The organism is Collinsella sp. CLA-AP-H1, assembly GCF_040092945.1.
Taxonomy (GTDB): Bacteria; Actinomycetota; Coriobacteriia; order Coriobacteriales; family Coriobacteriaceae; genus Collinsella.
Window position 1 is genome coordinate 1 of record NZ_JBBNKO010000034.1, and the last position, 1546, is coordinate 1546.

The 1546-nt window shown below is 70.7% G+C and carries 1 protein-coding gene; it reads right to left on the bottom strand.

The genetic code is table 11. The features are described 5' to 3' along the window. Positions 1–114: 114 nt before the first annotated feature. Positions 115–1281 carry an IS110 family transposase gene (locus tag AAAV44_RS09765; RefSeq protein WP_225093809.1) on the bottom strand — a complete coding sequence of 389 codons (1167 nt, stop codon included), beginning with the start codon at positions 1279–1281 and terminating at the stop codon, positions 115–117. Positions 1282–1546: the final 265 nt, after the last annotated feature.

Below are 1546 nucleotides of genomic sequence, written 5' to 3' on the forward strand. Positions count from 1 at the left end.
CTGGGACGTGTCTCTATAGTTTTGTCAACCGCGTGCTTCGCGCCATTTCGGCATGACGCATCCGGGCATCTGGCGCCCCCGCTTGGTTTCCTCTTCGGTTGATCCCGCCGCCCGCTAGGCCGCGTACGGGACGGCGTCGCGCATGATCGCGTAGATGACCTTGAGCCTCTTCCTCGCGACCGCCTTCAGCGCCTTGCTGTGCCTCATCCCCCTCGCCCTGCACTCCCCGTAGTACCTCCCGAACCTGTTGTCCGTGCCGATGAGGGAGTTGCAGCTGAATATGAGCAGGTTCTTGAGCCGCCTGTTCCCGCCGTGCTGAGGCGACGTCGACCTGATGCTGCTCCCGGAGCGCCTGTCTGACGGCGCCACGCCGCAATAGCTCGCGAGCTCGTCGTGCCCCCTGAACGCGGATATGTCGATCGACGTCACCAGCGCCGCGGCGGTCTTGGGGCCGATCCCGGGCACCGTGAGGAGGCACTCGTAGACCTCGTCGCCCGCCAGCGAGTCGGCCACGAGCGAGTCGAGTTCCTCGATGTCGGCGTCGAGGGAGGCTATCTCCCGGGCGAGTATCCGGACCGCGACGTCCTCGCCGGCCGGGAGCCGCCTTCCCGAGCGCGACGAGGCCAGCAGCGCCTCCCAGAGCCTCCTGGCCCCCGCCGCGGGGGCGCCCGCGCGCCTGGCGGCGTTCGAGAACCTGCGCCAGCCGGCGGCCGAGCACCCGGCGGCCCCGCCGAACTCGGCCAGCATCGACACCTGCCAGCGGCTCGACGGGTCGACCGCGCCCTCGAGCGCGGGGTCGGCCTCGAGCAGGGTCGCGCGCAGCCTGTTCTTCGCGCGGGTCCTGGCGGACGACGCAAACTCGCGCTGCGACGACAGGATCCGCAGCGAGGCGGTCCCCTCGGGCTCCTCGGGCGCCGGCCTGAGGGCGCGGGGCACGCCGAGCGCGGTGCGCGCGATCACCTCGGCGTCGATGGCGTCGGTCTTCGCGATGCCGGGGAACATCCCGCGGGCCTGCTTCTCGGCATATCCGGGCAGGTAGGCGCAGGGGTTCCCGTGCGCATGGGCGCGCGCGAGGACCAGTGCGCCGATGTTTCGCTTCTGGTCGACGACGACCAGCGCGCCGGAGCCGGCCCGCTCGAGCAGCCGGTCGATGTCGTCGGGCCTGTTTGCCAGCTCGGCCCTGAAGGCGACGCCCCCTCCCGCATCGAGCGCGCACGCGCTGTGCGAGCTCTTCCCGACGTCGATCCCCAGGTAGGCCACGGGCGTCTCTGCTGCAGGCATGGTGTATCCTCTCCCTTGAGCCGGCCGTTAGCCGCGGAAGCGACACCCACATTACCCCGCCGTGGCCCGGTCCGGGCCCGGCACATCTCTATCAGTCGTTCCCCGCGGCCCCTCCCGCCCCGGCGGCAACACGTCCCGGGCCCTCTACGGGGCAGGGGCTGACGGCCGTCCGGGGCGGTCGGCCAGCGACCACCGGTACGGCTCAATCGTATAACCGTGCAACGGAAAAGAGCCGCCCTTTCGGACGGCTCAAACTGTAATGGGG

Coding starts and splice junctions, on each gene's coding strand:
- AAAV44_RS09765 (WP_225093809.1), bottom strand. CDS start 1,281: ATGCCTGCAGCAGAGACGCCCGTGGCCTACCTGGGGATCGACGTCGGG.